The following is a 23,718-nucleotide window of genomic DNA, read 5'->3' as shown; positions in this document are numbered from 1 at the left end:
GCGCGGGAAAGAGGCATGAAAAAGGGGTTCCGGCGCCTCACGCTCCGGAACCCCTTCCGCGACCCGCCGGGCGGCGGGGGCTATCTCCTGTGGGGCGTTGCGCCTTACCAGAAGAAGCCATTGAAAACGGTGGCGACGCGGCCGCTGCGCATGTTCACCATGACGACGTCATTGCCATAACGAACCCAGCGGTGACCGGCCTGCGGTGCGGGCAGGCGATAGCGGGCATAGTCGTTCACCCAGTACCGGTTGTTGTAATAGGCCGGCTGGAAACGGTAGCCGACGGCGACCGGGCGATAGGCGTAGCCGCGCGGGCCCTGATAGGCCGGACGGCGATAATCGTTGCGGTGGGCCTGACGGTAGTCACGCCAATCCTCGCGCATTTCCCGGCGATCGTGGCGCGCTTCGCGGTAGTCGCCGCGGCGCACGTCGCGATTCACTTCGCGCTGATCGTGCCGGACCTCGCGCATGGACTGGGCAGAAGCCATGGTGGGGATAGCCAGGCTGGGAACCGCAACGCTCGCAGCCAACACCGCCATGATGAACTTGCGCATTATTTTTCTCCTTGATTAGGCTCACCTTCTTTCGGGCGACCCTAGGTAACCTTGGGGTGAGTTCAGGTTTGAACCCCCGTGCCTGAACGCGGTTGCAACAAAGCGTGCAGGAAACGGTCAGAAGTGTCGCCGGTTTGCGACAAACCGTTCAAACCGCGCCGAAAATGGGGATTATCCACCGTGAAGCGGGCAACTTTCGCATAGGCCCGCCTTGCGCAGTGCGGCATGCAGAGCCATCTTCAAGGCAGGACGAAGAAGCATCCTCACCTGAAAGGAGCGCATGGCCCGCAAAGCAGCCCGTGCCGGAGATCCGGCGCAGTTACGCCCTGAAACCCATCGCAGGGCGCGCACCGAAGTCGAGTTCGACGAACAGACGCTGCTGGGAGCCGTGTTCGGCCAGTTCGATTCAAACCTCGTACAGGTCGAAAACCGGCTCGGCGTCTATATCTCGGCACGCGGTAACCGCATCCAGATCGAAGGCCCGGAAGACGCCGTGGCCCGCGCGCGGGATACGCTGAAAGGCATGTATCACCGGCTTGAGATGGGCCAGGATCTCGATTCCGGCGCGATCGAATCGCTGATCGCGATGTCTTCCGAACCGACGCTGGAAGGCATCATCAGCGGCGATGCCGGCGCCCCGCCGATCATGATCCGCACCCGCCGCAAGACGATCGTGCCGCGCTCTGCCACGCAGATCGAATATATGCGCGCGCTGGCCCGGTCGGACGTGATCTTCGCGCTCGGCCCGGCAGGCACCGGCAAGACCTACCTTGCCGTGGCGCAGGCGGTTTCGCAGCTGATGACCGGTTCGGTCCAGCGCCTGATCCTTTCGCGCCCCGCCGTGGAAGCGGGCGAAAAGCTGGGCTTCCTGCCCGGCGACATGAAGGACAAGGTCGATCCCTACCTGCGTCCGCTCTACGACGCGCTTTACGACTGCATGCCGCCGGAGCAGGTGGAACGCCGCCTTGCCGCGGGAGAGATCGAAATCGCGCCGATCGCCTTCATGCGCGGCCGCACGCTGGCCGACGCCTTCGTCATCCTCGACGAAGCGCAGAACACCACGCGCGAGCAGATGAAGATGTTCCTCACCCGCTTCGGCCAGAACAGCCGCATGGTCGTCTGCGGCGACCCCCGGCAGATCGACATCCCGGGCGGTGAGCGCATGAGCGGATTGGCCGACGCGGTCAGCCGGCTGGAAGGCGTGGAGGGCATCGACGTCACCCGCTTCACTGTGCAGGACGTGGTGCGCCACCCGATCGTGGGCCGGATTGTCGAGGCTTATGAAGGGCCGCTCAGCCAGTACGAGACGCAGTAAAAAGGAAGTGGGGTCCCCGCCTTCGCGGGGACGACGTGAGGTTTGGTGCCAGCGATGCGCTCGAATTAAAGCGCGCGGACTGAATGTTTTTCGATCCGGCAGGCATTCAACAAACCCCGTCGCCCCCGCGAAGGCGGGGGCCCCGCTTTTCTGGCGTCACAACACCCCGCCCAGTTGATCGAACAGGTCCGCCCAATCGGGGGTCATCGTCTCGATTAGCCTTACCTTCCATTCGCGGCGCCATTTCTTGACCGCCTTCTCGCGGCGGATCGCATCCGTGATCTCATCGTACCGTTCCGCGTAGACCAGTCGCGTAAAGCCGTATTCGCAGACGAACGCCGATCCGGCTCCTTCCCGATGCTGCCACACCCGGCGCTGAAGATGTGCGGTTACGCCGGTGTAGATGCCGCCGCGATAGCGATCGCTGGTCATGTACAGCCAGCCGCCTTTGGCTATCGGCATTGCTGGGCCTCAAGAAAAGCGGGGCCCCCGCCTTCGCGGGGGCGACGAGGTTGATGTTGCGAAGTCAGGATCTCCAATCCGCACTCCGCCATTCTTCTGGCCGCCCCCACGTTCAGCCAATTAAATACCCGTCATCCCCGCGACGGCGGGGATCCCGCTTCCTTTCTGCACTTCCACCAACCCCGCCGCTCGACCCCGCGCACAACTCAGCGTAAAGCGCCCCCATGGACCTCGAAATCGATATCGAAGCACCCTGGCCCGCCGAAACCGACTGGGCCGACATCGCCGAACGCGCGCTGGAAGCGCTGGTGGAGGTGGCGCCGGAGCTGGACAACCAGCGGCTGATCACCAGCGTGCTGTTCACCTCGGACGAGGAAGTCCACGCGCTCAATCGCGAATGGCGGGCCAAGGACAAGCCCACCAACGTGCTCTCCTTCCCGATGCTGGACCGCGCCGATCTGCTCGCCCTCGCCGAAGACGGCCCCCCCGAAATGCTGGGCGACCTTGCGCTCGCAGCGGAAACTTGCGCGCGCGAGGCGGCGGACAAGGGCATCTCCGTGGAGAACCACGCCACGCACCTGATCGTCCACGGCCTGCTGCATTTGGCCGGGCTGGACCACGAGATTTCCGACGCCGATGCGGAGGCGATGGAGGCGCTGGAAACAAAGGCTCTTGCCCTGATCGGCATTCCCGACCCATATGGGGATCGCACTTAAACCTCAGGGGTAACCAAGCACGATGGCCGACAATGGCCGCCACACCGAGTCCGGCTCGGGAGATGGGGACAGTACCGGCACGCTCTGGCGTGTCATCCGGCGACTTTTCCAGAACGACGTCGATCAGTCGCTGCGCGCGCAGATCGAAGGCGTCATCAACGAACATGAAGGCGATGCGGAGGATTCCAGCGCCGCCAACGGCGATCTTTCGCCGCTGGAACGGCAGATGCTGCGCAATCTGCTGCATTTCAGCGAGCACGATGCCGACGACGTAGCGGTTCCCCGCAGCGAGATCGTGGCGATCCCCGCCTCTGCCAAATGGGCCGACGTGATCGAGGCCTTTGCCGAACATGGCCATAGCCGCATGCCCGTCTATGGGGACTCGCTGGACGCCATCAAGGGCATGATCCACATCAAGGACGTGTTCCCGATCCTGGCGCGCGGCGAACAGCCGCCGGAGGATTGGTGCACGCTGCTGCGCCAGCCGCTCTACGTGCCGCAATCGCGCGGTGCGCTGGACGTTCTGGTCGACATGCGGGCCCAGCGCACCCACCTGGCCGTGGTGATCGACGAGTATTCCGGCACCGACGGAATCATCACGATCGAGGACCTTGTCGAGGAAATCGTGGGCAACATCGAGGATGAGCACGATGACGCCCCCGAAGAGTTGCTAATTTCGCAAGAGAACGGTATCTGGGACGCCGACGCCCGCGTCGAGCTTGAGGATGTGGCGGAAAGGATCGATCCGCGCCTCGCCGAAGTCGAGGAAGCGGTGGACACGCTGGGCGGCCTGGCATTCGTGCTGGCCGGCAGTGTTCCCGAAGTCGGAACCATCCTCGAGCATGACAGCGGCTGGCGGATCGAGGTCACCGACGGCGACGAACGACGCGTGACGAGGCTTCGGCTCCACCCGCCATCCGAGCAGGCGGAAGAACAACCCGAGTAGCTTCCGGCGCCGCCATTCCGGCCACGTCGTACTCAAAAAAGAAAAGACAGGACATTGCCAGTACGCCGTCTCCCCCCGCTGCGCGCACTTGAAGCCTTCGTCCGCGTCGTCCGCCTTGGTTCTGCCAAGGCGGCGGCCAACGAACTGGCGCTTTCCCCCTCCGCCCTCTCGCGCCGCGTCGCCGCGCTGGAGGATTTCACCGGCAAGCGCCTGTTCACGCGCCAGCACCAGTCGATGAAGCTGACCGACGAGGGCATGGCCTTCTACAACGTGGTCGGCCCGAAGCTGGAAGAACTGGCGGAAGCGGTGGAATCGCAGATCGACCGCGGCCAGGTCCTGCGCCTTCACCTGGGCGTGCCGTCGCTGTTCGGCGGCCAGCGCCTGTTCCCGCGCCTGCCGGAACTGCGCAAGCTGCATCCGCGCCTGCATATCGACATCGACACCGGCACCCATCTGGAAGACCGCGTGGGCGACACCTTGGACGCCGCCATCATCCTGGCGAAGGAACCGGACCCGGCCTACTACCGCATCCAGCTTGACCACAACAAGGTCTACGCCATCACCTCCAAGGAGATGGCGAGCGAGATCGGCACCGTCCCGGACGAGGGCATCCTGTCCAAGCAGACTTTCCTGATCCATCAGGACCTGCCGGAAAGCCTGGACGCCTGGAAGCAGGCCATGGGCATGAACAAGCTGGAACCCGCCTCGGTAGACCGTTTCGACTCCGGCCAGCTGGTGCTGGAAGCGGCTGCGCAGGGCCTTGGCATCGCCATCATGCACGACGATCACTTCCGCCGCAGCCACGACAACCGTCTGGCCCGGCTGTTCGACGTCGATGTCGAAAGCCCCTATCGCTACTGGTTCGTATGCAAGCCCAAGGCGCTGGAAAGCCGCCCGGTGCGCATCTTCCACGAGTGGCTGCTGCAAGCGGGCCTCTAAGTTCGCCTTACCGGCGCATATTCCAATCGTAGTATCCGCCGGAGTTTCAATGCGCCAAACCCTGTTTCTTGCCGCCTGCACTGCTGTGGTTTCCACCTCGGCCGCGCAGGCGCAGGAAGCGGGCGCCACCCCCGTACCCGCCGCCGTTGGCGCGCTTGCGGGGTGCTGGCAAGGTTCCGGCGAAGTCATGGGCAAGGCCGTATCCATCGCGCTGGCCGCCAAGCCGGTGGCGCTTGGCGCGATGTTCACGATCGATGCCGACAGCATCGCCCAAGCCGACCCCACCGATCGCTACGGGGCGCACCTGACCCTTGGTGGAACCAAGGACGGCGGCATCGCCGGCTACTGGGCCGACAGCTTTGGCGGGGATTACACGGCAACGGGGCACGGCGAAGTGCGACCGAGCGGCTTTGACGTGATGTACGACTATGGCGACAACGCCTTCATCAATCGCTGGCGGATCGAAGGCGCCCAGTCCGCCAATGAGCGCCTGAACTGGCAGATCGTCGCTCGATCCAAGACGAGCGGGACGGAAAAGCCCTTCGCCCACTACACGCTCAGCCGAACCGCTTGCCCGCAATAACGGCATCGGCCGCATTCTTTCCGCTCGCGACAACCGCCTGACCTTGCGGTAATTTCATTCCCCAATGCCGCAGCGCACACTATGCAGCGTGGCGCGAATTCCTTCGCGTGATCCGGGGTATATCGATGCGTCCTGTCTTTGTTGCCGCTGCTGCTCTGCTCGTCACTTCCGCGCCCGCCATGGCTGCGGAACCTGCTGCCACTTCCACGCAAATGGCCGCTCCGGCATCCGTGCCGGATCCCGCCCGGCTGGCGGCGGCGCAGCGAACCGTCGATGCCGTTTTCCCCTCGGGCACTTACGCGCGCATGATGCATGGCTCGATGGACAAGATGATGGACACCATGATGGATTCCGTCATGCGCATCCCGCTCAAGGACCTGGCCGGCATGGGCGGGGTCGATACCTCCAAGCTCAGCTCGGGTTCGCTGCACGAGATCATGGAAATCTATGACCCGGCCTTCAAGCAGCGCCTGACGGTGACCAACCACACGATGATGGACAACATGGTCGGGATCATGACCGAAGCGGAACCCGGCATTCGCGACGGCCTCGCCCACGCTTACGCCAACAAATACACGGTGGCGCAACTGGGCGAACTCAATGCCTTCTTCGCAACGCCGACCGGCAAGACCTATGCCGCCGATTCCTACCTCATCATGATGTCGCCTGAAGTCATGGCGAAGATGCAGGACTTCGTTCCGAAGCTGATGAAGCAAATGCCCGCGATCATGGAAAAGGTGAAGACCGCCACGGCAGGGCTGCCCGCGCCCAGGAAGTACGACGACCTTTCGCCGGCGGATAAGACCCGCCTCGCCAAGCTGCTCGGCATTTCCGAAGGCGAACTCGATAAACGCGAGGAAGCCAAGGCGGCGAAGTCTAAGTAACGTTATAAAGCCCACCGTGCGGCGCCTGTTTCTCACCGGGGGGTTGCTTGCCTCCGCCGCCCTTTCGGGCTGTTCGGACAAGCCGCAGATCGCCTGCTCGCCATCGAGAAGCCATTGGTCGCCGCCCGAGGAAATGGGGCCTGAGGCCGTCTACAACACGCTGACACTCGATCGGAACGGCATGGCGTACTGGAACGGCTCGCCCGTTGACGACGCCGTGCTGGACCGGATGCTCAAGGCCACACGGCGCTTCGATCCGATCCCGCAGCTCGTGCTGCAAACGGAAATGGGCATGCCTTGCGCACGGCTCGAAGCGGTTCGGGACAAGATCGATAACGTCTTGGATTGCCGCAGAAACGGACGTGTCTGCAGCGAGGGCGAGAGGACACCCGCCCCCATGCCAGCCCAGCCCCGGTCCTGAAACCGCCAAACGAAAGGGGCGGCTCCTTCACGGAACCGCCCCTTCGCATTTTCAGGCGTTGCGGAAAGGATCAGCCTTCCGAAACGGTCGCCTTCACGATCTTGCCCGGCTCGCGCGGCGGCTCGCCCTTGGGCAGCGCGTCGACGTGGTCCATGCCTTCGACCACCTGGCCCCACACGGTGTACTGCTTGTCCAGGAAGCGCGCATCGTCGAAGCAGATGAAGAACTGGCTGTTGGCCGAGTGCGGATAGCTGGTGCGGGCCATCGAGCAGACGCCGCGCACGTGCGGTTCGGCGTTGAATTCGGCCTGCAAGTCCGGCTTGTCCGAACCGCCCATGCCGGTGCCGTTGGGGCAGCCGCCCTGCGCCATGAAGCCCGGGATCACGCGGTGGAACTTGATGCCGTCGTAGAAGCCCTCGCCCACCAGTTCCTTGATGCGCTCAACGTGGCCGGGGGCCAGGTCGGGGCGCAGCTTGATCTTGACGTCGCCGCCTTCGCCGTTGCCGGTGTCCAGAGTGAGGGTCAGAAATTCGTCGGCCATCGATAGTCTCCTGTTGTCCGCCACCACTGCTTGCATCCGGCGGAACTGGCTTGGCCCCCGATATAAGGCAGATCATGGCAAAGTCACGCACCGGCCGTCGGATGCCCCCTGTGAACATCATTTTTCACCCGGAGGTTTGCCCCTTTGGTTTGCCCCTGTTGCAATTGCGAAATTGGCGCGTAGACCGGCCAGCATGACCGAACCGGATATCGAGGAAGAGCTGAAGGATCGTGCGCCCGATGCGCAGGATGCTCCCCCCGATTCGTGGCCGGAACATGAGCCTGATGAGCCCCGGGATCCCGCTAAGGATTCCGGCAAGGAATCGGACACGCTCGACCGCGACAACCACCTGAAATCCGAATTCGTGCGCAGCGTGAAGGACGCGCTGCACGATGAGGATTTCGAGCGCGTCTACGACCTGGTGGAACCGCTCCACCCGGCCGACATCGCCGACCTTTTCGAGCTGTTCGACGAACGCGAACGCCTGGATCTGGCCCGCGCCATCCGCGACCTGATGAGCGCGGAAGTGATCGCGGAACTCAACGACTGGGTGCGCGAAGCGCTGATGGAGGCGCTGCCCGCCGAAGTCGTTGCCGAGATCGCCGAACAGCTGGACACCGACGACGCCGTCGCCATGCTGGAAGACCTCGACGAGGAGGACCAGCAGGCCGTCCTGGCCGAGATGGAGCCGGAAGACCGCGCTGCCATCGAATCGGCGCTGTCCTATCCGGAAGAGTCCGCCGGCCGTTTGATGAGCCGCGATTTCGTCGCGGTGCCAGAATCCATGACCGTGGGCGACCTCATCGATTTCCTGCGCGAACATCGCGAGTTGCCGACCGAGTTCTGGGAAGTGTTCATCGTCGATCCGATGCACCGCCCGATCGGCACTTGTGCGCTCTCGTGGATCTTGCGCACCCCGCGCAACATCCCGCTCTATGACGTGATGGCGCGTGACCAGACGCTGATCCCGGCAGACATGGATCAGGAAGAAGTCGCGCTGCGCTTCCAGAAATACGCGCTGATTTCCGCCGCCGTGGTGGACGAGGCCGGGCGGCTGATCGGCCAGATCACCGTCGACGATATCGTCCACATCATTCAGGAAGAGGCGAGCGAGGATATCCTGCGCCTGTCCGGTGCCGGCGATGGCGACATCAACGAGCCGATCCTGGTCACCGTGCGCACGCGCCTGGCGTGGCTGGTGGTGAACCTGGGCACGGCGATGATCGCATCCTCGGTCGTCGGGCTGTTCCAGGGGGCGATCGCCAAGTTCGCGATCCTGGCGGTACTGATGCCGATCGTATCGGGCATGGGCGGCAATGCCGGCACCCAGACGCTGGCCGTGGTGGTGCGCGCCATCGCCACCAACCAGCTGACCGATTCCAACACCGTGCGCATGATCTTCCGCGAATTGCGCATCGCGCTGACCAACGGCTTTGCCCTTGGCGCGCTGATCGGCACCGGCACATGGCTGCTGTTCCACAACCCGCTGCTGGGTGCGGTGATCGCGACGGCCATGGTGGTGAACAACCTGACCGCTGGCCTCGCCGGCATTCTGGTGCCCGTGGCGCTGGACCGGTTCCGCATCGACCCGGCCGTATCCTCGGCCGTGTTCGTGACGACGGCGACCGATACGATGGGCTTCTTCTCGTTCCTGGGCCTGGCGGTACTGACCGGGCTGGCGTGATCCTTGCGGCCCGGGCGTGATGGCGCCGGGCCGAATTCCTTTTCGAAAGAAACCGGCCGATGAGCTTCTGCGATACGATCTGGGAAGAACTGGCCCCGCTGCGCCAGTCGATCCTCGACCACCCTTTCCTCAACGAACTCGCGGCCGGAACCTTGGAGGCGGAGAGCTTCCGGCACTACATCGTGCAGGATAGTCTCTATCTGGCCGAATATTCCCGCGTGCTGGCGCTGGCCGCCGCCCGCGCGCCGACGGCGGCCGGGCGTCTGGAATTTTCGGACGGGGCCAAAGTCGCGGTGCAAGTGGAAGAGGCGCTGCATCAGGCCTTCTTCGCGCAGTTCGGCGTCACTGCCGATCGGGCCGAAGCGAGCGAGCCGACGCCGGAGTGCCTTGCCTATACCAGCTACCTTTCCGCGCTGGCCGCCACGCGCAGCTATGAGGAACTGGTGGCGGGCATCCTGCCGTGCTTCTGGGTCTATTGGGAAGTCGGCTGCCACGTGAAGCCGCGCGCCGCCTCTCCCAACACCTACGCGCCGTGGATCGAGACGTATGCGGCCCCCTCCTTCGGCGAAGCGACGGACCGCGTGCGCGCGCTGGTGGACGAAGCCGCGCGCAATGCCACCCCGGATACGCGCAAGGCGATGGCAACGGCTTTCCGCAATGCCACCCGCTACGAATGGATGTTCTGGGATTCCGCCTATCGCCGCGCCGCTTGGCCGATCTGAGCCGATCTGAGGGCCCGAACGCAAAACCCCACTGGTCTGCACGCGCCTGCGATCCTATCTAGCGGTGATGCCGCTGCACATGACCAAGATCGCCTTTTCCGCCGAAAGCCCGGCGAGCCTTCGGGCATGGCTGGAAAGCCACGGCGACATCGGCGAGGCACGGCTGACCACCCGCTACCTGCCCAAGCGGCAGGAAGAGATGGTCGGCGGGTCGCTCTACTGGATCTATGAGCATGCTCTGATCGGCCGATCGCCGATCCTGGGCTTCGAACAGCGCGAGGACGGGCGCTGGTGGATTCGCCTTGCCCCCACGTTGATCCCGGTGGTCACCCAGCCGAAGCGCGCGCATCAGGGCTGGCGCTATCTGGCCGACAAGGACGCCCCGCGCGATCTGGGCGAAGGCGAAAGCGCCGGGGATGCGATGCCGCCAGCCCTCGCCCGCGAACTGGCCAAGCTCGGGCTGGTCTGACGCAGGCTTCGCCCTGTCGCTTGCGGTGACCTTCGCCTTGCCGCTTGCGCTTGCAAGCGCGACGCACCTTCACTAGCTTCCCGCCGTCGCCCCATAAGCCATGAATAGTTCATATGCTGCCGGTACTTACCGTGCAGCCAGCGATCTCCCGTGCCGTTTTCCAATCTCCCAAACCCAATGGAAAGGACCGTGCCATGAGCTTCGTCACCACCAAGGACGGCGTCGACATCTTCTTCAAGGACTGGGGCCCGAAGGAAGCCCAGCCGATCATGTTCCACCACGGCTGGCCGCTTTCGGCCGACGACTGGGACGCGCAGCTGCTGTTCTTCCTGTCCAAGGGTTTCCGCGTGATCGCGCATGACCGGCGCGGCCACGGCCGTTCCTCGCAAGTGAGCGAGGGCCATACGATGGACCACTATGCCGCCGACGCCTTCGCCGTCGTCGAGCATCTGGACCTGAAGAACGCCATCCACATCGGCCATTCCACCGGCGGCGGGGAAGTGGCCCGCTATGTCGCGCGGCACGGCCAACCGGCCGGGCGCGTGGCCAAGGCCGTGCTGATGAGCGCGGTGCCGCCGCTGATGCTGAAGACGCCGGAAAACCCCGAGGGCCTGCCGATCGAGGTGTTCGACGGTTTCCGCGCCGCGCTGGCCGCCAACCGCGCGCAGTTCTACATCGATGTGCCGGCCGGCCCGTTCTACGGCTTCAACCGCCCGGGCGCGACGGTGATTCAGGGCGCCATCGACAACTGGTGGCGTCAGGGCATGATCGGCAGCGCCAAGGCGCATTACGAAGGCATCAAGGCCTTCTCCGAAACCGACCAGACCGAGGACCTGAAGGCGATCACCGTCCCCACGCTCTGCCTGCATGGCGATGACGACCAGATCGTGCCGATCGACGATGCCTCGCGCAAGTCGGTGGAACTGCTGCCGAACGGATCGATTAAGGTACTGGCGGGCTTCCCGCATGGCATGCACACCACTCATGCCGAGACGATCAACGCCGAACTGCTGGCGTTCATCCAGAGCTGATCGAACGGCGCCCATCGCGCCGCAGGTCGGCGCGATGGGTGGTTTGGTCGTAAGCAAAACAGCCCCTCGTTCCACCCTCCCCTCGCCCAACATCCCCCGTCGCCCCCGCGTAGGCGGGGGCCCCGCTTCCTTCTCGCCACGCCCACCAAGAGATGCGGGATGACGGGTTGAGTGGGGCGACGGGTTGGCGTGCGGGCCGACAGTCCGGTTGCTGCGGCGGTCCAGCATACCCGCAGCAACCGAACGCACTGTAATTTGACGCGAACCCGCGAAGCGATCAGCATCGCTCAATGACGCTCCGCCTCGCCGCTTTCGCCCTCTGCCTTTCGGCTTCGCTCTCCGCAGCAGGAGCGGCCACGCCGGCGGCGCCGCAGATCCTGACCGAAGACGTGGACCGCTTCTTCCATCTCTACGACGGCGCCGGCGGCCACCCCACCGCCGAGCAGCTGGATAACGACTACCTCACCCCCGGCTCCGCCGGCCTGCACGAGATCGCCAAGCTGCGCAGCGTTACCGGCGCGCGGATCGTGGCCAACATCGCGGCACACCCCGAAGTCTACGCCGAGGCACGCACTTGCCTGTCCGTGCTGCCCGCCGTGAAATTGCGGCTGGTGAGCGCCTTCGCCAAGCTCTCCGCGCTCTATCCCGACGCCAGGAACCCGCCCGTCACCTTCGTGATCGGGCGCGGTCGGCCGGTGGGGATCACCGATCCCAGCGGGGTGACGATGGGGCTGGAGGCACTCTGTTCGGCGGACTTCATGGACCCGAACGTAGAGGACCGTTTCGTCCACACCATCGCCCACGAATATGGCCATATCCAGCAATCGGCGGAACAGCAGGCGCTGGAACCCGATACGCCGCAGGCGACGGTGCTGACGATGTCGCTGATGGAAGGAGCGGGCGAGTTCACGGCGGAACTGATCTCCGGCGGCGTCGGCAACTATCAGCACGCCGCCTGGACCAAGGGCCGCGAGAAGGAGATCGAGACCGCCTTCCTGCGCGATGTAGACAAGACCGACCTGTCAGCCTGGATGTACAACGGCGTGGGCGACACGGCGCATCCGGGCGACCTCGGCTACTGGGTCGGCTACCGCATCATCAAGGCCTACTACACCCGCGCGCACGACAAGCGGCAGGCGCTGCGCGAGATCTACGCAATGCGCGATCCCAAGGCGTTTCTGGCGAAAAGCGGCTGGACGCCGGGGATGAAGATCGGAGGCTGACTGCCCATCCCCACGGCTCTGTTGGCCGCCGACGCGAAGAATTAGTCTTCCCAGGGCAAGGCGGAGCGCCTCACCGGCCTACTTCGAGTGGGGCGCCTAGCTTTTGTTCGGCCACATCCCATTCGAACAGTCGACCGTCGCTCTTTTCGACGGCGTACCACCCCATGTTCGTGCTGCACACGCCTTCACAGCGGCGATTGCCGTGAAGCGCCAGCACGTAATAGCCCGATGGCACGCTGCCGGAAGCAACGGTGTCGCAGAATGCGGGGACGGACGGCGGGACGTCTTGCTGCGCCACGACGAAGGACTTGACCACGGCGCAGGCCGCTTCGGCGCTCCTGACCGGCCTTGCGCTTGCCGGCGTGGCCGCAACGTAAAGGGCCGCAACGCAAAGGACCGCGACCAAAAGCAATGCGGCACTTCGTCTTATCATGTGCGGGCCTCCGACGCTCCGCCATCGTGATGCCCGCAACGAAGACGGCCGAAAAGGAAAAAGCCGGAAGCGGTTGCCCGCGTCCGGCTTTCTTCTTGAGCAGGTATGCCCGGATCAGAACGGCAGCTTTCAGAACGGCAGTTTGTAGAAACGCACCGCGTTGTCCTGCAGAACCTTCTTCTTGGTGGCGAAGTCGTAGCCGCCCAGCACATCCTTGATGTGTGCCTGTACGCCCGGATAGAGCGAGGTGGGGTGCGGGAAGTCGGTTTCGAACATCACGTTGCCCACGCCGATGGTTTCCAGCAGCAGCTTGGGCGCGATCTTCTCGAACCAGAAGGTGCACATGAAGTGGTCGCGGAAGTAGTCCCAGGGCTGCTTCTTCAGCACGTTGCGCTTGCTGGGCAGCATTTCCTGGAACTGGTGCTCCAGCGCTTCCACCGCGAAGGGCACCCAGCCCATGCCGCTTTCGATCAGGCCGATCTTGAGGTTCGGGTGACGGTCGAGACGGCCGGAAACCATCCAGTTGCCCAGCGTCGCCGCGTTGCCGATCGAGAACATCGTGGCGACCACCGACAGCGTCTGTTCGAACTGGAAGCCTTCCCAGGTCAGCGTGTTCGGATCGATCGCGGCGTTGAGGTGGAAGTTGAGCGAGATGCCTTCGGCGTCGATCATCTCCAGGAACGGCGTCCAGTATTCATGGTTGAAGCTGGGCACGCCCACGCGCTCGGGCGTGTCGGGCAGCACGAAACCGCGCAGGCCCATGTCGATGCAGCGACGGGCTTCCTTCTCCATCTCCGCCTTGTTCCAGAACGGCAGGTGCGCCATCGGGAACAGACGCTCACCCGATTCACGCTGATAATCGGCGTTGAAATCGTTGAACGTCTTCATGATGGTGACGGCCAGATCGTCGTCCCCCAGCGTCATCAGCATGCCGGCCTGGGTGACGCCCGAGTTCTGGAAGCAGATCTGCGCGTAGACACCCATGTCGTCCATCGCCTGAAGGCGCGGGGCAATCTCGTGACCGCCCGGATGCGCCTCTTCCAGCGTCGGGAAGGCAAGGCGGCCGAGCAGCTTGTTGTTGTCCTTGCGGATCACGTTACCGCCCAGCGAACCGCAGTTGCGGTCGCCGATGTACCAGCGGTCGACACCATCGGCATCGCGCTTCACGAAGGGCATCTTGCTCTTCAGGCCGATCGGCGCGCGGTCGGTGAACAGCGTCGGCGGTTCGCTGAGGTGGGTGTCGGTATCGACGATCTTGATGCCTTCCAGCGACGGGTCGAGCCCGCCGGACTGGGTGGCGTAGTCCACCTCGCGGATCACGCCGCCCTTGGTGTAGCCTTCGGAGGACCAGTACTTGCGCGCCGAGTCCTTCATTTCCTTGGTGTCTGCGTCGGCCATGGCCGTATCTCCCAAAAACGTATTGGGGACTCATGTCGCAACCCACGGGGCTGCAATCAATCGATGAGCCCAACGCCGAGACGATGAATGGTCTTTGGCCCGCGCTGCTATGATACAGCAGTCTCACTTCGCCTTGCCGCGACGGGGGCGTCCGGGCATCCATGTCCTCGGGAGAGAACATCATGCCACAAATGCAGACGCTCGACGATATCCGTGTGGAATTCGATGCCCCGGACAATGTGCCGAAGGACCGCATCGTCGACCTTGGCTTCGCGATGGGCACCGTGCCCAACGATCTGGTGGACCCTTACGAGCCGATGGGCTGGCTGGCCGGGGATGACATTCCGCGCCTACTCTACAACCCGCCTGCCATGCACGGCCTGGGCGCGATCAGCGGCCGGGGGCGCGGCAACTGGGTGGTAACGCATTACGAGGATATCGAGCGCGTCTATTCGGATAACGACCACTTTTCCAACGCCGGAACCGCCGAATTCCAGCGCCTGATCGGGGAGACGTTCAAGTCCATCCCGCTTGCCATCGATCCGCCGGACCACCAGAAATACCGGCTCTACCTGATGCCCTACTTCAGCCCGGCGCGGATCACGCGCGATCTGGAACCGCGCATCCGCACGGTGGTGGACGAGATGATCGGCGCCATCGAGAAGAAGGGCGAAGTCGACATGGCCTGGGACTTCGCGCGGGTATTTCCGGTGCGGATCTTCATGGGCCTGATGGGCTTTCCGGACGAGAAGTTCGACCAGTTCCTCGATTGGGAGTGGGACATCCTGCACTCCGGCAGCCTGGAAAAGATGCAGGCGGCGCTGCGCGGCGTGCTCGATTTCCTGCGCGCCTTCATCGCCGAGAAGGAGGCCAATCCCGACGAGCATCTCGTCTCCTCCATCGTGCACGGCAAGATCGAAGGCCGCGCGCCGACCGAGGACGAGAAGATCGGCATGGTCTGGTTCCTCTGGCTGGGCGGGCTGGACACGGTGGCGGCCACGATCGCCCAGATGTTCCGCCGGCTGGCACTCCAGCCCGACCTGCAACAGCGCATTCGCGAGCATCCGGAGCTGATCAATTCGGCGGTCGAGGAATTCCTGCGCACCCAGCCGATCCTCTCTTCCGCCCGGTCCGCCACCAAGGATTTCGAGTGGCACGGCATTCAGGTGCGCAAGGGCGACAGTTTCTCGTGCCTCAATCCCTCCGGCAACTTCGACCCCGCGCGTTTCGAAAACCCGCGCGAATTCGATCCGGAGCGCAAGGCCAATCGCCATTTCACCTTCGTGGGCGGCGTGCACATCTGCCTAGGTGCCCACCTCGCCCGCCGCGAACTGCGCGTGTTGCTGGAGGAATGGTTCAAACGCATTCCCGAATTCCGCGTGAAGCCGGGCACGGATACCAGCGTGTTTCCGGGCCTGCTCTCGATCCGCAACCTGCCGATCGTGTGGGACGTGAAGTAGCCTGACAGTCGAATACGCAACCGATCGGTTGCGCCTTATCCTGCCGAGTGGTAGATGAGAAGCAACCAGGAGGTTGCTCATGACTCAGGCCACTCATCAGGATCGTATCGAGAAGACCGTCGTGCTCCGCGCCAGTCGCGAGCGGGTGTGGAACGCCATCAGCGATTCCGCCCGCTTCGGCGCGTGGTTCGGGATGGATTTCGACGGGCCCTTCGTTGCCGGACAGGATGCCACCGGCCGCATCATGCCCACACAAGTCGATTCCGAAGTCGCGAAAATCCAGGAACCGCATCGCGGCAAACCCGCGCTGTTCCGGATCGAGCGGATCGAGCCGATGACGCTGTTTGCGTTCCGCTGGCACCCCTTCGCCATCGATCCCGCGCGGAACTACGATGACGAGCCGATGACCCTTGTCACTTTCGAGCTTGAGGATGCGGAAGGCGGCGTGCGGCTGACGATCACCGAATCCGGCTTCGCGCAGTTGGCGGCCGACCGGCGGGAGGATGCCTTCAAGGCCAACAATGGCGGATGGGAGCACCAGAGCCGCCTGATCGCGCTCTATCTGGACCGGACGGAGGACGCGGGCGAATCGTGACCAGCGGAACCGAAGCATTCGCGCAGATGCGGGGCGCCGTTCCGATCTTCGCGGCGCTGGGCGACGCGTGCCGATTGTCGATCGTCAGCCGGCTCGGCGCGGAAGGGCCGCTTTCGACCATGCGGCTGAACAGCGCGGAAATGGCCGTCTCTCGGCAGGGGCTGACCAAGCACTTGCGCGTGCTGGAGGACGCCGGGCTGGTCGAAAGCTTCCGCGTCGGCCGCGACCGCCAGTGGCAATTGCGGCCGGACCGGCTGGAGACGATCCGCCGCTATCTGGACCAGGTCTCGGCGGAATGGGATGCGCGCATCGAACGCCTTCGCGCATTCGTGGAAGAATAGACGGCGGGGGCCCTGTGCGGCCCCCGCCGCTCTATCGGTCAGACCCGTGCCTGTTCCAGCTTCGGGCTCAGCAGGTGCACGGCGGCCAGCGCCAGCAGATAGGCGCTCGCGCAGATCGCGAAGAGCACCTGATAGCTGTGCGTCGCGTCGAGGATGTAGCCCGCGAACAGCGCCATTCCCATGCCGCCCAGCGCGCCCACGGTGCCGCCGATGCCGACCACGGAACCCACCGCGCCGCGCGGGAACATGTCGGACGGCAAGGTGTAGAGATTGGCGGAGAACGCCTGATGCGCGGCGGTCGCCAGGCCGATGATGAGAACTGCCGCCCAGACGCTGTCGATCGATTGCGCGAACCAGATCGGCAGGACGCAAAGCGCGCTGATCAGCATCGTCACCTTGCGGGCGAAGTTGGGCGTGCAGCCCATCTTGATCAGCTTGGAAGAGAGCCAGCCGCCGGCCACGCTGCCCACGTCGGAAATCAGGTAGATCGCCGCCAGCGGCAGGCCGAAGGTCTTCAGGTCAAGGTCGTAGCGTTCGAACAGGTAGCCCGGCAGCCAGAACAGGAAGAACCACCAGATCGGGTCGATCAGGAACTTGCCGAGGGCGAAGGCCCAGGTTTCCTTGACCGTCAGCAGGCGGCCCCAGCCGATCTTCTCCACCGGGTCGGCCGGGTCTTGGCGGATCCAGTCCAGTTCCTCACGCGTGACGCGGGCGTGCTCGCTGGGGTGGCGGTAGATCGCCCACCACACTACCAGCCAGGCGACGCCGAACAGGCCGGTGACGAAGAAGGCCACGCGCCAGTCGAACCACAGCACCAGCAGCGGCACCAGCAGCGGGGTGATGATCGCGCCCACGTTCGCGCCTGCGTTGAACAGGCCGATGGCGAAGGCGCGCTCCTTCTGGGGGAACCAGTCGGTAACGGCGCGGATGCCGGCGGGGAAATTGCCCGATTCGCCGATGCCGAGGCCGAACCGCGCTGCCGCGAAGCTGGCGACGCCGGTGGCGAAACCGTGCGCCATGTGGCTGATCGTCCAGATCACGATGGCGATGGTGTAGCCCAGCCGCGCGCCCAGCACGTCCACCACTTTGCCGAACGAGAGATAGCCGATCGCGTAGGCCAGCTGGAACCAGAAGACGATTCCCGCAAAATCGCTCTCGGTCCAGTGGAACTCCGCCGCCAAGGTGGGCTTCAGCACGCCGATCATCTGGCGGTCGATGTAATTCACCGCCGTCGCCGCGAAGAGCAGCGCGACGACGACCCAGCGGTGGCGTCCCGACTTGATCGGGGCAGCGGGGACGGCGCGATTTAGGTCGCTCCCCAGCCCGCCCGCGATGCCTGTGGTGCCTGCATCCATTTCCCTGCTCCCTTTCCCGGCGGCCCTTTTCGGACCTGCCGGATCGTCTGTGTTCAGGCGGGCACCGCCGCCGCTATGGTGCATCGCACCGTGCCATGGCCCGCGAAGGATGCCAGTACCTTCTGGCCCGGAGAGACCGGATGGACGCCAGTTACCGCCCCGGTGGAAACCCAGGTGCCGCCGCTGCAATCGATCCCGCGCGCGGACAGGTTGCCCAGCAGGAAGCGCACCGCGCCCAGCGGCCCGTCCAGCATGGTGGCGGTGTTCGCCTCTCCCGCCGTTTCGCCGTCGATGTCGAGGCGGACGGTGATCGCGTCGAAGTCCGCATCCTGCCAGCCTTCCAGCACGGGGCCGATCACCATGCCGGCATTGTTGCCGAAGTCGGAGATGGTCACCGGCGGGCCATCGGCATTGATGCCGGGGTAGGGCGAACTGGCGATCTCGATACCGATATGGATCGCGTCCAGCACCGCCAGTGTGCCGGCATCGTCAGTCGGCACCGCGCCGTTCCAGCCGGGCGCGACATGCAGCAGGAATTCGGCCTCCGCCGCCGCGAAGCCAGCGGCGAAGACGGGCATTTCCGGCACTTCGCCATTAGGCGCGTCGATCACGCTATCGGCGAAGATAGGCCCCGAAAGCCGGTTGGCGCCCAGCCGCGCATCGTCCGGCACATTGATCCGGCCCACTTTCCAGCCGACCACTTCGCGGCCATCCAACTCAAGCGCCAGGTTCTGGATCGCATAGGCGGCGTCGAGGTCGGAAGGCGCTTCGCCGGGATAGCTCGCCAGCGCGCGCTTCTCACGCCGCGCCGTCACGAACGCTCCCGCAATCGTTTTCGCCTGATCGGTCAAACTCATCCCTTACCCCAATATCTCGTTGTGCTGATCGCTATAGGAAACCGGTGTCATAAGCAAACGCAATTGCCCGTGCCCATGAAGCTCAAAGGGTTACGCCTCTTTTCCAGACGGCAATGGCGCGCTGGCCGCCGCGTTCGGAGGCGGTGCGCTCCCCGCTCGCAAAGCTGAGGATTCTGGCCAGGAATGCGGTGTCCGCCGCCTCCTGCCCTTCATCCAGCGCGATGGAGGCGTCGAAGTCGATCCAGTGCGGCTTCGATTCGGCCAGGGTGCGGTTGGAGGCGACCTTGATCGTCGGCACCGGAAAGCCCAGCGGCGTGCCGCGTCCGGTGGTGAACAGCACCAAGGTCGCGCCCGATGCCGCCAGCGCGGTGGACGATACCGCGTCGTTGCCCGGCGCTTCCAGCAGAGTGACGCCCGGCACGCTGGCCTGTCCGCCATAATCGATGACGTCCGAAAGCGGCGCATGGCCTGCCTTCTGCACCGCGCCCAGCGACTTTTCCTCCAGCGTGGTGATCCCGCCGGCAAGGTTGCCCGGCGAGGGATTCTCCGAAACCGGCAAGCCCTGATCGAGGTAATAGCGCTTGAAACGGTTCACCAATCCCGCCGCCGCATCGAACACCGCACGCGAGGTGGAGCGGTCCAGCAGGGCCTGTTCGGCGCCGAAAATCTCCGGAATTTCGGTCAGGATCGCCTTGCCGCCGGCCTGCGCCATCGTTTCCGACAGGCGGCCGAGCAGCGGGTTGGCGGTGAGGCCGGAAAACCCGTCCGACCCGCCGCATTTCAGGCCGATGGTCAGTGCCGACAGCGGCAATTCCGTCCGCTCCGCCCTGGCAGCTTCGGCCACCAGTTCATCGACCAGTTTGCCCGCCTCCACGATCTCGTTGCCGGCCGACTGGCTGGACAGCACCCGCAGTTTCGACCGCGCCCAGACCGGCACCGCCTCCACCAATGCGTCGAGCTGGTTCGATTCGCAGCCAAGCCCCAGCAGCAGCACGCCGGCCGCATTCGGGCTGGCCGCCAGCCCCGCGAGCACGGCGCGCGTACCGTCGAGATCGTCCCCCAGTTGCGAGCAGCCGTGCGGGTGGGCGAAGGCGTGGATGCCGTCGATTTTGCCACCCGCAATCAAGTCTGCATGGCGCGCTTGCGCCTCACGCGCAACCTGTTCGGCGGTCATGCCGACGCAGCCGACGGTGGGCAGGATCCAGATCTCGTTACGCGTCGCCGCGCGGCCATCGGCGCGCAGATAGCCGCGCCATGTCGGGGTGGCCTTACCCTCCTCCGCATGGACTTCCACCGCGCCCAAGTGCGGCGAATAGGCCAGTTCGCCAGCCAGCGCGGTGGCCAGATTGTGCGTGTGGACATGCTCACCCGCCGCGATCGCCTGCGTCGCGCGCCCGATGGGCTGGCCATACTTCACCACCATGTCGCCTGCGGGAATGTCATGCAGTGCGAACTTGTGCCCGCGCGCCACATCGTCGCGCAGAGTCACGCCTTCGGCCTGTTCGCCGGCAGTGAGGGGGCGCAGCGCCACGGCCACGTCGTCGGCGGCATGGATGCGAATGGCGGGAGGAATCGTGTTCGTCATTGCTGGCCCGTTTATCCGGGCTTCCCTCTCTTGGAAACCGGTGTCATCTTGCCTTTGCGACAATCAGAAGGCAAGTCGGTGTCGACTGCGCCTCTTGAGAACAAATGGGCGAGAAGCCAGAGAGGCGAAAATGCCGAAAGAATCCAAGCGCGACGCCCAAATTGCGGCCAAACCCACCATCAACGATGTCGCGCGCGTTTCGGGCGTTTCGAAGAAAACCGTCAGCCGCGTCATCAACAAGTCCCCGCTGCTGAACCAGACCACGCGGGAAAAGGTGGAGGCGGTAATCGCGGAATTGGGCTTCGTGCCCAACCTTCAGGCGCGCGCGCTGGCACTGCGGCGGAACTTCCTGATCGGCCTGATCCACGACAACCCGAACGCGCAGATGGTGCTGGGCGTCCAGGAAGGCATCCTGCAGACGATCCGCGACACCGAATTCGCGCTGGTCGTGCGCCCGGTGGACCGCCATTCGCCCAAGCTGCTGGACGATATCCGCCACTTCATCGAACAGCAGCGGCTCTACGGCGTGCTGCTGCTGCCGCCGATCTCGGAAAATGACGAACTGGCCGCGCTGTGCCGCGAACTGGGCTGTTCGCTGGTGCGCATGGGCTCCGCCCCGCTGGACGACGAGGCGCATCTGGTCGCTTCGAACGACCGGCAGGCGGTGCGGGAGGCGGTGGCGTGGCTGGCCAGCCTTGGCCACACGAAGATCGGCTTCATTGCCGGCCCCTCCGGCTTCCGCTCCGCCGCGGAGCGCGAACAGGGGTTCATCGATGGGCTGGCCCAGGCCGGGCTCTCCCCCGATCCCGCCATTTCCACGCGCGGCGATTACAAGTTCGAATCGGGATACGAGGCGGGCCAGCGCCTGCTGGATGCCTCCCCCCGCCCCACCGCCGTGTTCTCCAGCAACGACGAGATGGCAGCCGGCCTGCTCCACGCCGCGCGTGAGCGCGGGATCGAGGTACCGGGACAACTCTCTATCATCGGCTTCGACGATACCGCCATTGCCGCGCATATCTGGCCGCCGCTGACCACCGTGCGCTGGCCGATCGTGCCGATGGCCGCCGCCGCCGCGCACAAGCTGATCGAGCCGGGCGATGCGCTTTCGCGCCAGTCACTGTTCCTGTCGGACCTGGTTCGCCGCGCCTCCGTGGCACCACCCGAAGCTTGATTGTTTGAAAATCCGCCGCAGCCGGATTTCGCGGCACCGGCCCACGCCCCCACCCGACCACCCATCAGGGTACACTTCGTGGGTGGTCGGGTGGGGGCGTGGGCCGGTGCCGCATCGAAAATGCGCCTTTGCGCATTTTTCAAACAGACTTCCACCATTGACACCGGTTACCAAAGCCGGATAAGACTTGACCAGAAATGCAATAATATCCCACTATACGGAACCGAATTCCAAAGGGAGAGAGACCCGTGTTCTGCAAGACCTACCACGCCACCCATCCCGACATGATGGAGTGCGTCTCCAACGAGGAACTGCGCGATCGCTACCTCGTCGGCGGCATGTTCGAGGACGGCAAGGTCAACCTCAACTACTCGCACAACGAACGCTTCGTGATCGGCGGCGCGGTGCCCTCGCAGGGGCCGCTGAAGCTGCCCGCGCAGACCGTTCCCAAGAGTGCGGAAGGCAAGCCCTTCCTTGAGCGCCGCGAGGCCGGCATCACCAATATCGGCGGCCCGGGCGCGATCACGGTCGACGGCCAGCGCTTCGAAGTCGGCAACAAGGAATGCCTCTACGTCCCGATGGGTTCGGACGAGGTGATCTTCGAGGGTGAGACCGCGCGGTTCTACATCGCCTCGGTCCCCGCGCATAAGGCTTGCCCGATCAAGCTGATCACGCTTGCCGAAGCCAACCCGCTGGCACGCGGCGATCTGGCCAATTCGAACCAGCGCACGATCTACCAGCTCGTGATCCCCGGCGTCTGCGAAAGCGCGCAGCTGCTGCTGGGCCTTACCGTGCTGGAAGAGGGCTCGGTGTGGAACACCATGCCGCCGCACCTTCATGACCGCCGCAGCGAGATCTACCTCTACTTCGAACTGCCCGAAGAGAACGACCGCATCTTCCACTACATGGGCGAACCCGACCAGATGCGCCATATCGTGATCGCCAACGAAGAGGCCGTGATCAGCCCGCCGTGGTCGATCCACATGGGTTCGGGCACCAAGAAGTACGCGTTCATCTGGGCCATGGGCGGGGAGAACCTCGACTATACCGACATGAACGTGCTGGATATCTGCCAGCTTCAGTAAGCGGCAGCCCTCCCCCGAACTCGTCATTGCGAGGAGCGCAGCGACGAAGCAATCCAGAGCCGCGCAAACCGCCACTGGATTGCTTCGCTACGCTCGCAATGACGAAGTGAGGGCCGAAGTAGGGTTCGGACGATACCCGAACCACGAGCGAGATTGGGACAGGACTATACTTATGGCGATTTCCTTCAGCCTCGAAGGCAAGGCGGCGCTGGTGACCGGCGCCAACACCGGGATCGGGCAGGCCATTGCCGTGGCGCTGGCCGAAGCGGGCGCGGACGTTGCCGTGGCCGGACGCAGCGAGCCTAGCGAAACGATCGCGCTGATCGAGGCGACCGGCCGCAAGTGCGTGAACATCAAGGCCGACCTCTCCTCGATCGAGCCCGTCGGCCGCGTGATCGACGAAGCGGTGGCCGGCCTCGGCAAAGTCGACGTGCTCGTCAACAATGCCGGGATCATCCGCCGCGACGACCTGCTCCAGTTCTCCGAAGCGGACTGGGATGCGGTGATGGACACCAACCTGAAGACGCTGTTCTTCCTCAGTCAGGCGGCCGCGAAGGGCATGGTGGAACGCGCCCAAGAAGGCCAAAGTGCTGGCAAGATCGTCAACATCGCCTCGCTCCTCACATTCCAGGGCGGCATCCGCGTGCCCAGCTATGCGGCGGCGAAGTCCGGCGTGGGCGGCGTGACCAAGGCCATGGCGAACGAACTGGCGCCCAAGGGCGTGCAGGTGAACGCGATCGCGCCGGGCTACATCTCCACCAACAACACCGCCGCGCTGCAGGGCGACGAGACGCGCAACCGCCAGATCCTGGAGCGCATCCCCACCGGCCGCTGGGGCGATCCCAAGGATATCGCCGGCGCAGCGGTATTCCTGGCCTCCCCGGCTTCGGATTATGTTAGCGGTCACATACTTGCCGTCGACGGCGGCTGGCTGGCTCGCTAAGACGG

The 23,718-nt window shown here is 64.6% G+C and carries 26 protein-coding genes; 18 read left to right on the top strand and 8 right to left on the bottom strand.

What is annotated here, in order from left to right:
- Positions 1–104 precede the first annotated feature (104 nt).
- Positions 105–554: an RcnB family protein gene (locus WBP07_RS00325; RefSeq protein WP_395393394.1), complete on the bottom strand. Its 450-nt coding sequence runs from the start codon at positions 552–554 to the stop codon at positions 105–107.
- Positions 555–834: 280 nt separating this feature from the next.
- On the opposite strand from WBP07_RS00325, the gene WBP07_RS00320 reads away from it, so the two are divergent.
- Entirely contained in the window at positions 835–1,869 is a 1,035-nt protein-coding gene (locus WBP07_RS00320) for a PhoH family protein (protein WP_395393393.1), read from the top strand.
- Between the two features lie 156 nt (positions 1,870–2,025).
- Here WBP07_RS00320 and WBP07_RS00315 read toward each other — a convergent pair whose 3' ends face one another.
- Positions 2,026–2,331, bottom strand: coding sequence for a GIY-YIG nuclease family protein (locus WBP07_RS00315; RefSeq protein WP_395393392.1), 306 nt, complete (start codon positions 2,329–2,331; stop codon positions 2,026–2,028).
- A gap of 224 nt (positions 2,332–2,555) precedes the next feature.
- Between WBP07_RS00315 and ybeY the strand changes: the two genes are divergently transcribed.
- The 6 genes from ybeY to WBP07_RS00285 all read left to right on the top strand — a co-directional run bounded on the left by ybeY (position 2,556) and on the right by WBP07_RS00285 (position 6,820).
- On the top strand, positions 2,556–3,047 hold the full coding sequence (gene ybeY, locus WBP07_RS00310) for an rRNA maturation RNase YbeY (RefSeq protein WP_395393390.1): 492 nt from the start codon (positions 2,556–2,558) through the stop codon (positions 3,045–3,047).
- 22 nt (positions 3,048–3,069) lie between these two features.
- A complete protein-coding gene (locus WBP07_RS00305) occupies positions 3,070–3,993 on the top strand; it encodes a hemolysin family protein (RefSeq protein WP_395393387.1) in 924 nt (307 codons plus the stop codon).
- Positions 3,994–4,047: 54 nt separating this feature from the next.
- Positions 4,048–4,932 (top strand): LysR substrate-binding domain-containing protein, encoded by an 885-nt coding sequence (locus WBP07_RS00300; protein ID WP_395393385.1) that lies wholly within the window; start codon positions 4,048–4,050, stop codon positions 4,930–4,932.
- A 49-nt stretch (positions 4,933–4,981) separates the two neighbouring features.
- The gene (locus tag WBP07_RS00295) at positions 4,982–5,515 is read left to right on the top strand and encodes a hypothetical protein (protein WP_395393384.1); all 534 of its coding nucleotides are present in this window, start codon (positions 4,982–4,984) and stop codon (positions 5,513–5,515) included.
- A 125-nt stretch (positions 5,516–5,640) separates the two neighbouring features.
- Positions 5,641–6,399 (top strand): DUF2059 domain-containing protein, encoded by a 759-nt coding sequence (locus WBP07_RS00290; protein ID WP_395393383.1) that lies wholly within the window; start codon positions 5,641–5,643, stop codon positions 6,397–6,399.
- A gap of 16 nt (positions 6,400–6,415) precedes the next feature.
- Positions 6,416–6,820 carry a hypothetical protein gene (locus tag WBP07_RS00285; protein ID WP_395393382.1) on the top strand — a complete coding sequence of 135 codons (405 nt, stop codon included), beginning with the start codon at positions 6,416–6,418 and terminating at the stop codon, positions 6,818–6,820.
- A gap of 70 nt (positions 6,821–6,890) precedes the next feature.
- Here WBP07_RS00285 and WBP07_RS00280 read toward each other — a convergent pair whose 3' ends face one another.
- The gene (locus WBP07_RS00280) at positions 6,891–7,361 is read right to left on the bottom strand and encodes a peptidylprolyl isomerase (protein WP_395393381.1); all 471 of its coding nucleotides are present in this window, start codon (positions 7,359–7,361) and stop codon (positions 6,891–6,893) included.
- Between the two features lie 193 nt (positions 7,362–7,554).
- Here WBP07_RS00280 and mgtE point away from each other — a divergent pair, with 193 nt between their 5' ends.
- The 5 genes from mgtE (at position 7,555) to WBP07_RS00255 (ending at position 12,490) form a co-directional block, all read left to right on the top strand.
- Complete coding sequence (gene mgtE, locus WBP07_RS00275; protein ID WP_395393380.1) at positions 7,555–9,045, top strand: magnesium transporter; 1,491 nt, start codon at positions 7,555–7,557, stop codon at positions 9,043–9,045.
- Between the two features lie 59 nt (positions 9,046–9,104).
- Positions 9,105–9,767 carry a thiaminase II gene (gene tenA, locus WBP07_RS00270; protein ID WP_395393378.1) on the top strand — a complete coding sequence of 221 codons (663 nt, stop codon included), beginning with the start codon at positions 9,105–9,107 and terminating at the stop codon, positions 9,765–9,767.
- Positions 9,768–9,834: 67 nt separating this feature from the next.
- Positions 9,835–10,236: a DUF1489 family protein gene (locus WBP07_RS00265; RefSeq protein ID WP_395393377.1), complete on the top strand. Its 402-nt coding sequence runs from the start codon at positions 9,835–9,837 to the stop codon at positions 10,234–10,236.
- 194 nt (positions 10,237–10,430) lie between these two features.
- Entirely contained in the window at positions 10,431–11,267 is an 837-nt protein-coding gene (locus tag WBP07_RS00260) for an alpha/beta fold hydrolase (protein WP_395393376.1), read from the top strand.
- Between the two features lie 290 nt (positions 11,268–11,557).
- Positions 11,558–12,490, top strand: a complete 933-nt coding sequence (locus WBP07_RS00255) for a DUF2268 domain-containing putative Zn-dependent protease (protein ID WP_395393375.1) — start codon at positions 11,558–11,560, stop codon at positions 12,488–12,490.
- A gap of 70 nt (positions 12,491–12,560) precedes the next feature.
- Here WBP07_RS00255 and WBP07_RS00250 read toward each other — a convergent pair whose 3' ends face one another.
- Positions 12,561–12,923 carry a hypothetical protein gene (locus tag WBP07_RS00250; protein ID WP_395393374.1) on the bottom strand — a complete coding sequence of 121 codons (363 nt, stop codon included), beginning with the start codon at positions 12,921–12,923 and terminating at the stop codon, positions 12,561–12,563.
- A gap of 129 nt (positions 12,924–13,052) precedes the next feature.
- On the bottom strand, positions 13,053–14,321 hold the full coding sequence (locus tag WBP07_RS00245) for an amidohydrolase family protein (RefSeq protein ID WP_395393372.1): 1,269 nt from the start codon (positions 14,319–14,321) through the stop codon (positions 13,053–13,055).
- 182 nt (positions 14,322–14,503) lie between these two features.
- Here WBP07_RS00245 and WBP07_RS00240 point away from each other — a divergent pair, with 182 nt between their 5' ends.
- The 3 genes from WBP07_RS00240 (at position 14,504) to WBP07_RS00230 (ending at position 16,717) form a co-directional block, all read left to right on the top strand.
- Entirely contained in the window at positions 14,504–15,781 is a 1,278-nt protein-coding gene (locus WBP07_RS00240; protein ID WP_395393370.1) for a cytochrome P450, read from the top strand.
- A gap of 79 nt (positions 15,782–15,860) precedes the next feature.
- Positions 15,861–16,376 (top strand): SRPBCC family protein, encoded by a 516-nt coding sequence (locus tag WBP07_RS00235; RefSeq protein ID WP_395393369.1) that lies wholly within the window; start codon positions 15,861–15,863, stop codon positions 16,374–16,376.
- Complete coding sequence (locus WBP07_RS00230) at positions 16,373–16,717, top strand: ArsR/SmtB family transcription factor (RefSeq protein ID WP_395393368.1); 345 nt, start codon at positions 16,373–16,375, stop codon at positions 16,715–16,717. The genes WBP07_RS00235 and WBP07_RS00230 overlap by 4 nt, the downstream gene beginning before the upstream one ends.
- A 38-nt stretch (positions 16,718–16,755) precedes the next feature.
- Here WBP07_RS00230 and WBP07_RS00225 read toward each other — a convergent pair whose 3' ends face one another.
- The 3 genes from WBP07_RS00225 to WBP07_RS00215 form a co-directional block, all read right to left on the bottom strand.
- On the bottom strand, positions 16,756–18,072 hold the full coding sequence (locus WBP07_RS00225; protein ID WP_395393367.1) for an MFS transporter: 1,317 nt from the start codon (positions 18,070–18,072) through the stop codon (positions 16,756–16,758).
- A gap of 53 nt (positions 18,073–18,125) precedes the next feature.
- Positions 18,126–18,929: a 2-keto-4-pentenoate hydratase gene (locus WBP07_RS00220; RefSeq protein WP_395393366.1), complete on the bottom strand. Its 804-nt coding sequence runs from the start codon at positions 18,927–18,929 to the stop codon at positions 18,126–18,128.
- 82 nt (positions 18,930–19,011) lie between these two features.
- Positions 19,012–20,514, bottom strand: coding sequence for a UxaA family hydrolase (locus WBP07_RS00215; RefSeq protein WP_395393363.1), 1,503 nt, complete (start codon positions 20,512–20,514; stop codon positions 19,012–19,014).
- 130 nt (positions 20,515–20,644) lie between these two features.
- Here WBP07_RS00215 and WBP07_RS00210 point away from each other — a divergent pair, with 130 nt between their 5' ends.
- The 3 genes from WBP07_RS00210 (at position 20,645) to kduD (ending at position 23,713) form a co-directional block, all read left to right on the top strand.
- The gene (locus WBP07_RS00210; RefSeq protein ID WP_395393362.1) at positions 20,645–21,685 is read left to right on the top strand and encodes a LacI family DNA-binding transcriptional regulator; all 1,041 of its coding nucleotides are present in this window, start codon (positions 20,645–20,647) and stop codon (positions 21,683–21,685) included.
- Positions 21,686–21,933: 248 nt separating this feature from the next.
- Entirely contained in the window at positions 21,934–22,770 is an 837-nt protein-coding gene (kduI, locus tag WBP07_RS00205; protein ID WP_054439186.1) for a 5-dehydro-4-deoxy-D-glucuronate isomerase, read from the top strand.
- 172 nt (positions 22,771–22,942) lie between these two features.
- Positions 22,943–23,713: a 2-dehydro-3-deoxy-D-gluconate 5-dehydrogenase KduD gene (kduD, locus tag WBP07_RS00200; RefSeq protein WP_395393361.1), complete on the top strand. Its 771-nt coding sequence runs from the start codon at positions 22,943–22,945 to the stop codon at positions 23,711–23,713.
- The last annotated feature ends 5 nt before the right edge of the window (positions 23,714–23,718 follow it).

The sequence above is a fragment of the Novosphingobium oxfordense genome, assembly GCF_044029435.1.
Lineage (GTDB): Bacteria > Pseudomonadota > Alphaproteobacteria > Sphingomonadales > Sphingomonadaceae > Novosphingobium.
Note: the sequence above shows the minus strand (reverse complement) of the source record. Positions and strands in the feature narration are given on the sequence as shown.